The organism is Bacillus sp. NEAU-Y102 (assembly GCF_054788175.1).
In genome coordinates, this window is sequence record NZ_JBTWFK010000006.1 from 41,210 (window position 1) to 54,558 (window position 13,349).

Sequence of the window (13,349 nt, forward strand, 5' to 3'; positions counted from 1 at the left end):
AGGGGATTAAAGCCTTTATTTCTTACCGAAATAAGTAACAATCGCAAATCCTAAAATAAAGGTAATAATCGAACTTATAATTGAAAATCCGCCAGTCGGAATCCCAGGGAACACAATTACAATCGAACCGATTACAAGTCCAATAATTGCCGCAAATGTCATACTTTTATAACGATCTAATAAAAAACTAATGCCTTTACTACTTACAACAAATCCGACCATAACACCAGCACCGATAACCACGATTAAAGGTAAATTAAGTGTAGTTAAAGCGTTAATTGCTGTTGGATACACACCAATAATTAATAAAATAAACGATCCACTAATCCCAGGAAGCAGCATGGCCATACTAGCCATCCATCCTGCGAAAAATAAACCAATTGCATTTAAAATTGTTAACGTCGTAATTGGATCTGCTGCCTTATCTGGTTTAAAGAAAGCTGTAATCGCAACAAGAATTGCTGCAACTATTAATAAAACAATGTGCTTACCTTTAAACGATGACTTTGCATCAGCTTCTCTCATTAACATCGGTAATATACTAATAATTAAACCGAGGAAGAAAAATTGAGTCGGTTCATAATGATTTGCAAGTAAATATTTAATAACGTGACTTAACGTTAAAAATGCTGCTGCCACACCAGCTGCAAGGGGAATTAAAAATCCTAAATGTTTTTTCCATTCACGACTAAAGAATCCACTAATTGCCGCAAGCAATTGTTCATAAATCCCTAACACAACAGCGATTGTACCGCCGCTCACACCAGGAATTAAATCACTAACGCCCATACAAAATCCACGATATATATTACGCCATTCCATACTGAATAAATTCCTCATTTCTTATAGTGATTTTTTCCGTAAAGTCCAGTATATCAATAAGAAAGCTTATAATCCTAATATTTTTTGACAAAACTTTGACATTTTCAAACAAAAAAAGAAGAAAGCTCCTGTCGGTAGCTTTCTTCTCACAAGGTATATTATCCCTTATTTTTCTGATACAGTTTTTAATTCCTCTAATAATTCTTCTACGTAATGTTGAGCACTTTGTGCTGCAATACTACCGTCACCTGTTGCAGTTACAATTTGACGAAGCATTTTTTCACGAACATCACCAGCTGCAAAAATACCAGGAATTTTCGTTTCCATACGTTCGTTCGTTTCAAGGTAACCATTTTCATTTGTAATACCTAGTTCAACAAATGGTTTTGATAATGGTAACATACCGATGTATACGAATACGCCGTCAGTTTTGACTTCTTTCTCTTCTCCACTGTTTACGTCGACAAGTGTTACACTTCCTACTTTACCACTTGCTTCGTTGATTTCTTTTATAGTATGGTTCCAAATGAAATCTACTTTTTCATTTTGGAAAGCACGGTCTTGTAAAATTTTCTGTGCACGAAGCGTGTCACGACGGTGAACAATCGTTACTTTTGATGCAAAGCGCGTTAAGAATACACCCTCTTCAACAGCAGAATCTCCGCCGCCAATTACGATAAGTTCTTTTTCTTTAAAGAATGCCCCGTCACATACTGCACAATATGATACACCACGGCCGCCAAGTTCTGTTTCACCCGGTACACCAATTTTTTTATACTCTGCACCGCTTGCAACGATAATTGCACGTGCTTTATATTCTTTTTTACCAGCAATAATTGTTTTGTATTCTTTACCATCGATGACTTCTTTCACATCACCGTATGCATATTCAGCACCAAATTTCTTCGCATGCTCAAACATTTTATTTGATAAGTCTGGTCCTAAAATAGACTCATAACCTGGGTAGTTTTCTACATCTTCTGTGTTTGCCATTTGGCCACCTGGAATACCACGCTCAAGCATTAATGTGCTTAAATTTGCACGAGATGTATATACTGCAGCTGTCATACCAGCTGGTCCTGCACCAATAATAACGACATCATAAATTTTTTCTTCTGACACACTATTCACTCCTATCCATTCCTACACAATTAAGTTACCCTCATTATACTGTTAGCATCATTTTTTTCCCAATGATTTGCTTATCTTATGTGTGCGTACGCTTAACAGCTTGCACATACTTTCGGACAGTCGCTACAGATACATTATATACATCTCCAAGCTCCGACTGTGTCATTTTATTTCCTTGTTCGCCGCGTACAATGTATTCAATCGCAGCTGACCAGCCGTACACATTTGTAAATATATCTCCAGATGTATATAAACGTATGAACGTACAAAACCAAAAGTGTAAACACTCTTCAATTAATTCATCATCTTTTTTCGTATAATTGTATAATGCATCCGCGATTCGTACGCACTGCTCAAATTGTTGTAAATCAGCTGGAATACTCTTATGACTATTAAGTAAAAAGAAGTAATTTGCAAGTTGTGATACGATGGGAACACCGTTCTTCGCTTGCGTTATATCAAAGAAGAATCCAACCTTCTCCGGCGTTGACAATTCATTCATTAAATATAAAGCCAGCATTTGTTCTTCTAACGTCGCACTTTGCTGAAATGATTTTCGTAATTCTTCAAATAGCAAACTTTGTCCTTCATCTGCTAAATTCAGCGCATTCCAGGGCTCTTTTCCTTTTTTATCAGGGTGCAATTCCACGACATGTTGCCACATTTTTTCAGCTAGTTGCTGATCTTTCACCATATAAGCAGAATATGCAAACCAATAATAAAAACTAACGTCTCCCTCGTATCCTTGACGCTTTAATAATTTGAACCATTTATATGCATGCTCGAAATAACCAATCGTTGCAAGTGTGGTTCCCAGTTTCAAACGATGTTCAAATGAAATCGGATATACTGAAACTAGCTGTCCCGCTAACGCTTCTACTTGTTTATGCTCTCCAATTGAATATAGAAAAATAAGCGTATTACAAAGCGCATGTATATTACCAGGATTTTTCTCTAAAATCATTTCTGTTAACTTCAGTGCCTTGTCTACATTGCCAGATTGAAAATGTGCAATGGCTAAATTATTATGACCTGACCAAAATTCCGGATAATCTTTCGTAACAATTTCTAATGTAGCAATTGCTTCTTCCAATTGTCCATTACGAATATAACGATTCGCTTCTTCCTGCATAACAATTAAATCATCTTCATCTTCAATCTCTTCCGCACCCATTGCTTCTTCTTCCATAATCTCAAGAAGTTCTAATGTATCTTCTACGAATTCCTTCTCTTTTGCAAATTCTAAATAGCGATCCGCATATTTCTTCGCCTGTTGAAATAACCCCATATATGCATAATTATTTGCAATAAAATAATAGCACTGTTCAAGTTCTGGATTAGATCTAACTAACTTTAAGAAGATTTGATTCGATTCTTGATATTCACCAGCCTCAGATAATACTGATGCTAATTGACATAAAATAAACGGCTCCTTCTCACTTTGTGCCGCTCTTCGAAAATATTTAATTGCATCTTGCAATTTTTGCCCTTTGTAAGCTCTCATCCCTTTTTTATAAAAGAAGTCCGCTAGCTGATTAAAAGAGATAACTTGTCCGTTCTCCTTATATATTCTTTGATTTTTCCCCATATATCCTCCAGTTTTTTGTTTTCTTCGTTCACACATTCTTCTATCTATAAGTATAAACGATTCCGTAAAAAACAAAACAGTATATTCTACTCAATTATTTCCTTTTTATTCATAAAAAAAGAAGAGAAATGTTACATTTTCACCATGAACCTTCTCTTGCGGTCATTTGCTCTTTCGTATAAATAATACGCATTGGATTTCCACCTACGAAAGCTCCGCTCGGTACATCTCTATGAACAAGTGTGCCAGCTGAGACAGTCGCACCATCTCCAATTTTCACACCTGGTAATATTGTTACATTCGCTCCAATCATCACTTCATTTCCAATGATGATTTCCCCAAGTCGATATTCACGAATTAAATATTCATGTGCTAAAAGCGTTGTGTTATAACCAATAATCGAATTCTCTCCCACAGTTATCTTTTCTGGGAACATAATATCCGGCATTACCATAAGTGCAAATGATGTTTTCTTTCCTACTTTCATCCGTAAAAAAGTACGGTACAACCAATTCTTCACAGATAAAAATGGCGTGTAACGCGCAATTTGGATAATAATAAAGTTTTTCATTACCTTCCAAAAAGACACTGTTTTATACACATTCCATAATGAATTTCCTCCTGAAACAGGATAGCGCGTTGTCCGTCGCACTTAGCTCGCTCCTCTACTAACTTACTTGGACCTTTATGAACGGTTCATATTAGACAAAATCGGTAGCAAATCACTCATTTTATTTAGCATAAAGTCCGGCTTGTAAGCTTCTAAATACGCTCTACCTTTCAACGTCCATGAAACCGCAGCTGTTTTCGTCCCCGCATTTTGACCACCGACAATATCATGATGATTATCCCCAACCATCAATGCCTCTTCTGGTTTTGCATCTAATAATTCAAGCGCTTTTTGAAGTGGCTCTGGATGTGGTTTCACATGCTCTACATCATCAATTGTCACGACAACATCAAAAAATTCATCAAGCTTTGACAACTGTAATCCCATCTCAACGGTTTGTCTCGCTTTCGTTGTAACAATACCAACTTTATAACCTTGCTTCTTCAACTCTCGAACTGTTTCATATACAGTTTCATATTCTTCTACTAATTCATCATGATGATCATGGTTAAATTCGCGATAGCTTGTAATCATCTCTTCAACCTTACTTTCATCAATCTTGCTGAAAGTATCATGCAAAGATGGACCGATAAATGGCAACACATCTTCACGCTTATATTGATTTGGATAATATGTATTTAAAGTATGTAAAAAAGAAGAAATAATAAGTTCGTTTGTATTAATTAAAGTTCCATCTAAATCAAATAACACTGTATTTATTCTCATTGCCTTAGTCCTTTCACTTTCCTGAATATGAAAGAAGCAGCATCTTACAATAAGATGCTACTTTTCTCTAATTTTCCGAATATCTTTTATCAGCTTGCCCCATTTTTCGTCTCACAATAATGAAAATAATAGAAATAACAACAAGTCCAATTGACATTACTTGTGCAATACGAAGTGGTCCTAGCATTAAACTATCTGTACGTAAGCCTTCTACGAAGAAGCGTCCTACTGAATACCAAATTAAATATGTGAAGAATAATTCCCCGCGGCGTAAATTCACTTTTCTTAATGCAAGTAGTAAAATTACACCTACAAAATTCCATAATGATTCATATAAAAACGTCGGATGATAGTACACACCCTCAATATACATTTGATTAATAATGAAATCTGGTAAATGAAGACCTTCTAAAAACTGTCTCGTTACTTCATCACCATGTGCCTCTTGGTTCATAAAGTTTCCCCATCGGCCAATTGCTTGTCCTAGTAAAATACTTGGCGCAGCAATATCCGCCAACTTCCAGAATGAAACCCCGCGTCGCTTTGCAAAAAGAATTCCGGTAATAACCGCTCCGATTAAACCACCATGAATCGCCAAGCCACCTTGACGAATATTAATAATTTGACTCGGGTTTTGCGCGTAATATTCCCATTCAAAAATAACATAATACATTCTCGCAAATAGAATAGCGATCGGTACTGCAATTAATACAAGGTCAACAAATGTATCTTTTGGAATACCTAGCCTTTCTCCCTCGCGAGTTGCTAGCCAAAGACCTAATAGCACACCTGTACCGATAATAATCCCGTACCAATAAACAGGAAACGGCCCAAGTTGGACAGCTACGCGGTCAAGCTGCGGTACAGAACCTAACAGCATATGTATGACCTCCCTCTCCAATGTTTACTCCTGATTCCCTAACTCAATCGCACTCATTAATCGTTCTGAGAACTGCTGTGCTGCATTGACTCCCATACGTTTTAAACGGAAGTTCATCGCTGCTACTTCAATAATAACAGCCAAGTTTCGACCAGGACGAACTGGAAGTGTAATCTTCGTAAGTTCTGTATCAATAATTTTCATCTTCTCTTCATCAAGACCTAAGCGATCATAATTTTTCTTTTGATCCCAAATTTCAAGATTAATAACAAGTGTAATACGCTTATAATTTCGCACTGCCCCTGCACCGAATAACGTCATAACGTTAATGATACCTAGACCACGAATTTCTAATAAATGCTCAATTAAATCTGGTGAGCTTCCTACTAATGTGTCTTCATCTTCTTGGCGAATTTCTACACTATCATCCGCAACAAGGCGATGGCCACGCTTCACAAGTTCAAGAGCTGTCTCACTTTTACCAACACCACTTTGACCTGTAATTAAAACACCAACACCGTAAATATCCACTAATACACCATGAACAGCAGTTGTTGGTGCTAGCTTACCTTCTAAATAATTGGTTAAACGACTTGATAATCTCGTTGTCGTTTGAGAAGAACGTAATAAAGGCATGCCTGATTCACGTGATGCTTGTAATAACTCATCTGGTACATCTTGATTACGAGTTATAATAATACATGGCGTCTCCTCGGTACAAAGCGCTTTCATTCTCTCTTGTTTTTGTTCTGTCGTTAACGTATCAAAGAACGTAAGCTCCGTTTTTCCAAGAAGCTGCACGCGATCAGCTGGATAATATGTAAAGAATCCTGCCATTTCAATTCCAGGTCGTGATAAATCACTTGTATCAATCGGACGATGAATTCCTTCCTCACCACTTATTAACTCCAATTGAAATTGTTCAATTAAATCTTTTGTCCTTACTTTTGGCATATGTATAAACCTCCACTCCGCTGCGGGTTCAGTCTCGTTTGATGTAAAATTCCATTCTACCGGATATTGTACCATTTTTTTCTGGAAACAAGAAATACGGTTTCTGATAAATAGAAAAAAACATTTCATACGAATAATGAAATGTTTTTCTTTTTGTCATTTTCTCTTTTTTTCATATAGAGGTTCCACAATTACCTTTTCAATAATCATATTAAAAATTGAAATACAAATTGCCGCAACAATCGCTACACCAAATCCTGATATATTAAAAGCATCTCCTAATAATGAATCTGCTATTTTTAACGTAATCGCATTAATAACAATTAAGAAGAAGCCGAAAGTTACAACAGTAATTGGTAGCGTAATTAAAATTAAAAACGGCTTTACGAACACATTTAAAATAGCCAAAATAATACTCGCAATAATTGCAGTTTGTATATTCGCTACGTAAAACGCGTCTGGTGCAATCCCTTTTAAAAGTCCCGATACAGCGATTAACACAACGCTATTTACAAGAAGTGATACAATCCATCTCATTTTCTTACACATCCTTTTAACATATATATTTCATCATACGCTAATAGACAATAAACGCAAGTATCATACAAATACTTATACCAACTTATTCTACTCTTCACGCTTGTATACCTACCAACATTTCTTTGTGAAATAGGGACCACACCATCTATGTTCATGAGTTTTTACAAAAGTCCAAGTGAAATCTTTATCTACAATATAGATATCACCTTTATACGCATCATCTGTCTCACACAATGTATCATCCATATGTAATAAACTCGCATCCTTTATTAATAGTACCTCATCACAGTGTTGGTAGAAAATGTAGCACTCCTTTTTCACTTCATTATGAAACGCGCTCTCTGCTTCTATTCCTTCTAAGCACTTCTTTTTCTCATAACTAAATATGTGCCAAAGATATCCACATACATACTTATCTCCGTAAAAGAAAATGTCTTCTTTTTCTTCATCACTTAAATGGTTTGCAAAGTTATTCTCCCAGCGCTTCCGAAAATATACACCCCACTTTTGGAACTTTCTTACCTTCATATTCTTCTTTCGCAACACATCTAAAAACTCCATCATCTCCCCCTATACAATAAAAACCGAGCGTCATTTCCACTCGGTTTTCATCAATAAACTTATTGCGATAACTCTACTTCTTTTATTTTCTCTTTCATTCTTGCTTTATCACGATTTAAAATCTCTTTTAAATACTTACCAGTATACGAGCGCTCTTCTTTTACTACTTGCTCTGGCGTTCCCGAAGCGACGATTTGTCCACCTTTGTCCCCGCCTTCTGGTCCAAGGTCAACGATATAATCAGCTGTTTTAATCACATCTAAATTATGTTCAATTACAAGTACCGTCTCACCACTCTCAACAAGACGTTGCAGCACTTCTAGAAGACGTGCAATATCATGCGCATGTAAACCAGTCGTTGGCTCATCTAAAATATATAACGTACGACCTGTAGAACGACGGTGTAATTCAGAAGCTAATTTCACACGCTGTGCTTCCCCACCAGATAATGTTGTTGCTGGTTGACCTAATTTCATATAACCAAGCCCAACATCTACAAGCGTTTGAAGTTTACGCTTAATTTTAGGAATATTGGCGAAGAATTCTACTCCATCTTCAATTGTCATCCCTAACACTTCAGAAATATTCTTATCTTTATATTTCACTTCTAACGTTTCACGATTATATCGTTTACCGTGACAAACTTCACACGGAACATACACATCTGGTAAGAAATGCATTTCGATTTTAATAATTCCATCTCCACGGCACGCTTCACAACGGCCACCTTTTACGTTAAAGCTGAAACGTCCTTTTTGATATCCGCGCACTTTAGCTTCGTTCGTTTGTGCAAACACATCACGAATATCATCGAATACACCTGTGTACGTCGCTGGATTAGAACGTGGTGTACGACCAATTGGCGATTGATCAATATCAATTACTTTATCTAAATGTTCAAGACCTTTAATCTCTTTATGAGTACCTGGCTTCGCTTTCGCTTTATATAACTTTTGCGCTAACGATTTATATAGTACTTCATTAATCATCGTACTTTTACCTGATCCAGATACACCTGTTACCGCTACAAACGTACCAAGCGGGAATGACATTTTTGCATTCTTTAAGTTATTCTCTTTTGCACCGACAATCTCCACTTTACGTCCGTCACCTTTACGTCTTTCAAGTGGAACTGGAATAAACTCTTTACCACTTAAATATTTTCCTGTTAACGAATTATCATCTTGCATCACTTCAGCTGGTGTCCCTGCCGATACAACTTGCCCACCGTGAATACCTGCACCCGGTCCGATATCAAGTAAATAATCAGCAGCCATCATTGTATCTTCATCATGCTCAACAACGATTAATGTATTACCTAAATCGCGCATTTCTTGCAACGTACGAATAAGACGATCGTTATCGCGCTGATGTAAACCGATAGAAGGCTCATCAAGAATGTAAAGTACGCCAGTAAGACGAGAACCAATTTGCGTCGCTAAACGAATACGCTGCGCCTCACCACCTGATAAAGTTCCTGCGGCACGACTTAACGTTAAATAATCTAAACCGACGTTCACTAAGAACCCAACGCGCTCTTGGATTTCTCTTAAAATTAAATGAGCAATTTTTTGTTGTTTCTCCGTTAGCTCCACATTCGAGAAGAATTCCTGTACTTCTTGAACAGAATACTTCGTTACATCAGCAATCGTTTTATCACCAACGAAAACAGCTAAACTCTCAGGCTTTAAGCGTCCACCTTTACACTTCGGACAAGCTTGCTCTGCCATATACTTTTCCATTTGCTCACGGACATAATCAGAACTCGTTTCACGATAACGACGTTCGATATTTGGAATAACACCTTCAAATAAAATCTCATTTTCCTTTACTTGACCAAATTCATTTACATAGCGGAAATAAACTTTCTCTTCACCGCTTCCGTACAACACTTTATCAAATAAATCTTTCGGTATATCTTTCACAGGCACATCCATATCAACGCCGTAATGATTACATACAGATTGTAAAAGCTGTGGGTAATATTGTGAGCTTGTCGGTTCCCATGGAGCAATCGCATGTTCATTTAATGATAAATCCCAGTTCGGAATAACAAGTTCTAAATCTACCTCTAGCTTTGAACCAAGTCCATCACAAGAAGGACATGCTCCGAATGGACTGTTGAATGAGAACATACGCGGCTCTAATTCTCCGATTGAAAAACCACAATGCGGACAAGCATGATGTTCACTAAATAGAAGTTCCTCTTCTCCCATTACATCGATTAACACTCGGCCTCCGCCAAGCTTTAATGCACTTTCAAGTGAATCAGCAAGACGGCTTGCGATTCCTTCTTTTACAACAATACGGTCAATTACAACTTCAATGGAATGCTTCTTATTTTTATCTAACGTAATCTCTTCAGACACATCAAGCATTTCACCATCAACACGTACACGAACATACCCTTGCTTCTTAATATCTTCAAGTACTTTCACATGCGCTCCTTTACGCCCAGACACGATAGGCGCTAACACTTGCAATTTCGTACGCTCAGGATATTCAAGAACACGGTCTACCATCTGCTCGACTGTTTGTGATGTAATTTCAATCCCATGATTCGGACAAATTGGCGTACCAATTCGTGCAAATAATAAACGTAAATAATCATAAATCTCCGTCACTGTTCCGACAGTTGAACGTGGATTACGACTCGTCGTTTTTTGATCGATTGAAATCGCCGGTGACAATCCTTCAATCGTATCTACATCCGGCTTATCCATTTGTCCTAAAAACTGGCGCGCATACGCAGATAACGATTCTACATATCTGCGCTGCCCTTCTGCATAAATCGTATCAAATGCTAATGATGATTTCCCCGAACCAGACAATCCCGTTACAACGACAAGCTGATTTCTCGGAATGGTTACATCAATATTTTTTAAGTTATGTGCTCTAGCACCTTTTACAACGATAAAATCCTTGCTCTTACTCACTCTTTTCACCCTTCCGCTTTTAATTCTAATAGTAAATCTCTTAGTTCAGCTGCACGCTCGAAGTCTAACGCTTTTGCTGCTTCTTTCATCTCTGCTTCCATCTTCGCAATTGTCTTTTCGCGCTCTTTTTTCGTCATTTTCTTAGCAGGAGTTGCTTCGTATGTTTCTGTCTCTTCAGCCGCTGTCGTTGCACGGATTACATCACGAACACCTTTTTGAATCGTTTTCGGCGTGATACCATGCTCTTCATTGTAAGCTTCTTGTATAGTACGACGACGCTGCGTTTCTTCAATTGCAATTCCCATCGATCTCGTTATGCGATCTGCGTACATAATAACGCGGCCGTTTTCATTACGCGCCGCACGACCAATCGTTTGAATTAACGAACGTTCTGAACGCAAGAACCCTTCCTTATCAGCATCTAAAATCGCTACAAGTGATACTTCTGGAATATCTAATCCTTCTCGTAATAAGTTAATACCGACAAGTACATCAAACTTACCAAGGCGAAGGTCACGGATAATTTCAATACGTTCTAACGTTTTAATTTCAGAGTGAAGATAGTTCACTTTAATTCCTACATCTTTTAAGTAATCCGTTAAATCCTCTGACATTTTCTTCGTTAAAGTCGTAATTAGTACACGTTCATTTTTTGCAATACGATCTTGAATTTCTCCTAATAGATCGTCAATTTGACCTTCAATAGGTCGTATATCGATTGGTGGATCTAAAAGCCCTGTTGGACGAATAATTTGTTCTATTACTTCTGGTGACTGCTCTAACTCATACGGTCCTGGCGTCGCCGAAACGTAAATAACTTGATTTGTTTTCTCCTCAAACTCATCAAACATGAGCGGTCTATTATCTAAAGCTGACGGCAGACGGAATCCATGATCCACAAGCACTTGCTTACGTGCTTGGTCCCCGTTATACATCGCTCTTACTTGTGGCACTGATACGTGCGACTCATCCATAACAATTAAGAAATCTTTCGGGAAATAATCTAATAACGTATACGGCGTTGCACCCGCTGGACGAAGTGTTAAATGACGGGAATAGTTTTCAATCCCTGAACAAAAGCCCATCTCGCGCATCATTTCTAAATCATAACGTGTACGTTGCTCTATACGCTGTGCTTCTAGCAACTTACCGTTATCATTTAATTCCTTTAAACGCTCTTCTAATTCTTTTTCGATATTTTCAATAGCGACCTTCATTTTCTCTTCACGTGTAACGAAGTGAGATGCTGGGAAGATTGCTACATGATCACGTTCTGCTAATACTTCACCTGTTAACGCATTTACTTCACGAATACGATCAATTTCATCGCCGAAAAATTCAATCCGAATACAATGCTCATCAAGTGATGCTGGGAAGATTTCAACTACATCTCCGCGCACACGGAATGTACCACGCTTGAAATCAATATCATTACGTCCATACTGTACATCAACAAGTTCACGAAGCAATTGATTGCGGTCCTTCTCCATACCAACTCGAAGTGACACAACTAACTCGCGGTATTCTTCAGGAGAACCTAAACCATATATACACGATACACTCGCAACGATAATTACATCGTCCCGTTCAAATAATGCAGACGTTGCCGAGTGACGCAATTTATCAATTTCATCATTAATCTGCGCGTCCTTTTCAATAAACGTATCTGTTTGTGGTACATACGCTTCTGGCTGATAATAATCGTAATAACTAACAAAATATTCAACTGCATTATTCGGGAAAAAGTCTTTTAGCTCACTATATAACTGACCTGCTAATGTTTTATTGTGAGCCATGACAAGTGTTGGCTTTTGCACTTCTTTAATGACATTTGAAATCGTAAATGTCTTACCCGTTCCTGTCGCTCCAAGCAACACTTGCTTTTTCTTTCCACTATTAATTCCCTCTACAAGCTTCTCTATAGCTACCGGCTGATCACCTTGCGGGGAATACGCTGAGACAATTTCAAATTGACGTTCCAAGAAAATCCGACCTCCTCATAAAAATCTGTATTATTATTTTACCACGAATACCTATAAAAAACCTAAAAAAACGAACAGATATTCGGTAAAGTTTTCGACAATATACACATAGAAAAAGGAAGGAGTAAATACTTCCTTCCTCTACTAACTCTATTTTTTAGGTACATATACTAAGTCATATCCATTGCGCCCATTTTCATTCACACAGTCTATTAACCTATAAGCCGTTTGCGATTCACGCTGCTCTTTAACAATCCTTTTACAGCTATCTTTATATAACCTTTTATCCTCACCAGCAAATTTGTCTTGTCTACTATCTAACACATAAAGGATATCTTTCCCACTATGCTCTAACGTTTGAAAAACCGGGTCACCTTCATCGGTATACTGTACAATTCTTATTTCATCAACTTTCCCTTGTTCCACATTCCAAACGAACTGCTCGAATTTATCTAGATTGGAAATCCTGGTTCCCTTTACAATGACATCATTCTTCTTGTTAATTGTAGTGTTAGATGGTGCACATGCTACTAAACTAAAGAGAAATAGACATATAAAACTGATTCTTTTTCCTATTGTCATCCTCTCCTATAAAAATTATTTGTATACCCAAAAGCTA

The 13,349-nt window shown here is 37.5% G+C and carries 12 protein-coding genes; all 12 read right to left on the reverse strand.

All coding sequences use genetic code 11. From position 1 onward, the window contains the following. Nucleotides 1-15: 15 nt before the first annotated feature. Nucleotides 16-822, reverse strand: a complete 807-nt coding sequence (locus ACYFX0_RS16345; protein WP_000455196.1) for a DUF368 domain-containing protein — start codon at nt 820-822, stop codon at nt 16-18. Nucleotides 823-987: 165 nt separating this feature from the next. Beyond that, complete coding sequence (gene trxB / locus ACYFX0_RS16350) at nt 988-1,944, reverse strand: thioredoxin-disulfide reductase (RefSeq protein ID WP_001288077.1); 957 nt, start codon at nt 1,942-1,944, stop codon at nt 988-990. 85 nt (nt 1,945-2,029) lie between these two features. Next, the gene (locus ACYFX0_RS16355) at nt 2,030-3,541 is read right to left on the reverse strand and encodes a tetratricopeptide repeat protein (protein WP_000517718.1); all 1,512 of its coding nucleotides are present in this window, start codon (nt 3,539-3,541) and stop codon (nt 2,030-2,032) included. Nucleotides 3,542-3,680: 139 nt separating this feature from the next. Further along, on the reverse strand, nt 3,681-4,193 hold the full coding sequence (locus tag ACYFX0_RS16360; protein ID WP_001255086.1) for an acyltransferase: 513 nt from the start codon (nt 4,191-4,193) through the stop codon (nt 3,681-3,683). Between the two features lie 33 nt (nt 4,194-4,226). Next, nucleotides 4,227-4,877 (reverse strand): pyrophosphatase PpaX, encoded by a 651-nt coding sequence (gene ppaX / locus ACYFX0_RS16365; protein WP_097980971.1) that lies wholly within the window; start codon nt 4,875-4,877, stop codon nt 4,227-4,229. 67 nt (nt 4,878-4,944) lie between these two features. Then, nucleotides 4,945-5,757, reverse strand: coding sequence for a prolipoprotein diacylglyceryl transferase (gene lgt, locus ACYFX0_RS16370; protein WP_000924241.1), 813 nt, complete (start codon nt 5,755-5,757; stop codon nt 4,945-4,947). A gap of 24 nt (nt 5,758-5,781) precedes the next feature. Next, nucleotides 5,782-6,711 carry an HPr(Ser) kinase/phosphatase gene (gene hprK / locus ACYFX0_RS16375; RefSeq protein ID WP_001127251.1) on the reverse strand — a complete coding sequence of 310 codons (930 nt, stop codon included), beginning with the start codon at nt 6,709-6,711 and terminating at the stop codon, nt 5,782-5,784. 156 nt (nt 6,712-6,867) lie between these two features. Further along, on the reverse strand, nt 6,868-7,248 hold the full coding sequence (locus tag ACYFX0_RS16380; RefSeq protein ID WP_460270955.1) for a phage holin family protein: 381 nt from the start codon (nt 7,246-7,248) through the stop codon (nt 6,868-6,870). A gap of 111 nt (nt 7,249-7,359) precedes the next feature. Next, nucleotides 7,360-7,812 (reverse strand): DUF4275 family protein, encoded by a 453-nt coding sequence (locus tag ACYFX0_RS16385; RefSeq protein ID WP_000394721.1) that lies wholly within the window; start codon nt 7,810-7,812, stop codon nt 7,360-7,362. 59 nt (nt 7,813-7,871) lie between these two features. Beyond that, nucleotides 7,872-10,748 (reverse strand): excinuclease ABC subunit UvrA, encoded by a 2,877-nt coding sequence (gene uvrA, locus ACYFX0_RS16390; protein WP_000045589.1) that lies wholly within the window; start codon nt 10,746-10,748, stop codon nt 7,872-7,874. A gap of 5 nt (nt 10,749-10,753) precedes the next feature. Then, nucleotides 10,754-12,730 (reverse strand): excinuclease ABC subunit B, encoded by a 1,977-nt coding sequence (uvrB, locus tag ACYFX0_RS16395; protein WP_017763744.1) that lies wholly within the window; start codon nt 12,728-12,730, stop codon nt 10,754-10,756. A gap of 150 nt (nt 12,731-12,880) precedes the next feature. Further along, nucleotides 12,881-13,312 carry a DUF4362 domain-containing protein gene (locus ACYFX0_RS16400; protein WP_000151993.1) on the reverse strand — a complete coding sequence of 144 codons (432 nt, stop codon included), beginning with the start codon at nt 13,310-13,312 and terminating at the stop codon, nt 12,881-12,883. Nucleotides 13,313-13,349: the final 37 nt, after the last annotated feature.

Bases quoted from the DNA above. Each gene is read 5' to 3' on its own strand.
- ACYFX0_RS16345 (WP_000455196.1), bottom strand. From the start codon at position 822: ATGGAATGGCGTAATATATATCGTGGATTTTGTATGGGCGTTAGTGAT.
- ACYFX0_RS16355 (WP_000517718.1), bottom strand. From the start codon at position 3,541: ATGGGGAAAAATCAAAGAATATATAAGGAGAACGGACAAGTTATCTCT.
- ppaX (WP_097980971.1), bottom strand. From the start codon at position 4,877: ATGAGAATAAATACAGTGTTATTTGATTTAGATGGAACTTTAATTAAT.
- lgt (WP_000924241.1), bottom strand. From the start codon at position 5,757: ATGCTGTTAGGTTCTGTACCGCAGCTTGACCGCGTAGCTGTCCAACTT.
- hprK (WP_001127251.1), bottom strand. From the start codon at position 6,711: ATGCCAAAAGTAAGGACAAAAGATTTAATTGAACAATTTCAATTGGAG.
- ACYFX0_RS16380 (WP_460270955.1), bottom strand. From the start codon at position 7,248: ATGAGATGGATTGTATCACTTCTTGTAAATAGCGTTGTGTTAATCGCT.
- ACYFX0_RS16385 (WP_000394721.1), bottom strand. From the start codon at position 7,812: ATGGAGTTTTTAGATGTGTTGCGAAAGAAGAATATGAAGGTAAGAAAG.
- ACYFX0_RS16400 (WP_000151993.1), bottom strand. From the start codon at position 13,312: ATGACAATAGGAAAAAGAATCAGTTTTATATGTCTATTTCTCTTTAGT.